The sequence below is a fragment of the Planktosalinus lacus genome (assembly GCF_014640155.1).
Lineage (GTDB): Bacteria > Bacteroidota > Bacteroidia > Flavobacteriales > Flavobacteriaceae > Planktosalinus > Planktosalinus lacus.
In genome coordinates, this window is sequence record NZ_BMGK01000031.1 from 1 (window position 1) to 1,321 (window position 1,321).

A 1,321-nucleotide genomic window follows, 5' to 3' on the forward strand; every position below is an offset into this window, starting at 1 on the left:
AAGTGAACTTCCCTGATTAGAGTTGACCGTTTTTAAACATTAATTTCATTGTTAAAAATAGTAATTGATTGTTGATGAAAAGTACTTTTCATCAACAATCTCTCTTCAAATTCCATTGGGCTTATCTTTCCAATGTTATTGTGTGGTCTTACGATGTTATATTGATTGACTGCTTTTTTCATCATGCGCTTCAATTGGTCAAAGGTTTTGGGCTTCCAATGTTCAATATAATCGTTCTTTATGGTTCTGTTTATACGCTCTGCATAGGCATTGTCCTGGGCTGTTTTGGCCATACTTATTCTGCAGCCTTTGCTCTTTAGAAGATTTGTGTATTCACTATAAATATATTGGCTTCCCCTATCTGAGTGGTGTATTTTAGGAGCTTTATTGCTCTTTAAAGCCATTTGAAGGGCTTTGATGTTTGCTGTAGCCCTCATATGGTCTGAGACCTGATAACCCACTATTTTCTTGGTATAAACATCTATTATAAATACCGCATAGTAAAACTTCTCACCAACACGGATATAAGTGATATCAGACTGCCAAATCACTGAAGGTGCATTTACCCGCATTCCTTTGATTAGATTAGGGTAATATACATCTGTTGAATAGGTGGTTTTCCTAAAGTTTTTCTTCCGCTTTAAACGATATCCCAACTCCATAAAAGTCTCTACAAAGCGGTCCCTGCCTATAAAGTCAGGACGCAAAGTGTCATACATCTTCTCAACCCCACAACCGGGATGGTCTTCTCTTAGCTGATCAGCTTCCATAACTAAATCTGCTACTTTTTTATCAAAGACCGCTTGGCGCTTTGCATACTGATAAACAGCTTGCTTGCTAATGCCTATGGTTTTATACAACTGGTTCATAGAGAAATTTATTTTCTTCTGGTTGTTGCGGAACCACTCGATTGTGGGGTGTTGGAGTTTTTTTTAATGTCGATATCTAGGTCAGTCTTGGCAATATCAATCATCTTTTCAAGGTAATCAATCTGTATCTGTTTTTTGCCAACTGTTTGTTCCAACTCCTTAATACGTTGCTCTAGGGCTTTCAACTTTTCTGTACTGCTGTCTTTCATCTCTAATATACGTTGACCTCGCTCGTTTGAACGGGAGTATTTATATATCCAATTGTAAATTGATTGATTACTAATGTTGTGTAATCTTTCTAACTGTGGAACACTAAATTTACCACTTTCAAAATCATTGACAATAGACTTTTTTAATTCTTCTGAATACTTCCGATGTTTACTAATTAATTTTACATTTGCTTTCATATAAATTGACTCTAAGTGGTCAACCTATATCAGGGACGTACAAAG

2 protein-coding genes are annotated in these 1,321 nt (G+C 36.1%); both read right to left on the bottom strand.

Annotated elements, in window-relative coordinates; genetic code table 11:
* Positions 1–32: 32 nt before the first annotated feature.
* Entirely contained in the window at positions 33–869 is an 837-nt protein-coding gene (locus IEV69_RS13770) for an IS3 family transposase (protein ID WP_188443420.1), read from the bottom strand.
* 8 nt (positions 870–877) lie between these two features.
* Positions 878–1,276 carry a transposase gene (locus IEV69_RS13775; RefSeq protein ID WP_188443421.1) on the bottom strand — a complete coding sequence of 133 codons (399 nt, stop codon included), beginning with the start codon at positions 1,274–1,276 and terminating at the stop codon, positions 878–880.
* Between the last annotated feature and the right edge of the window lie 45 nt (positions 1,277–1,321).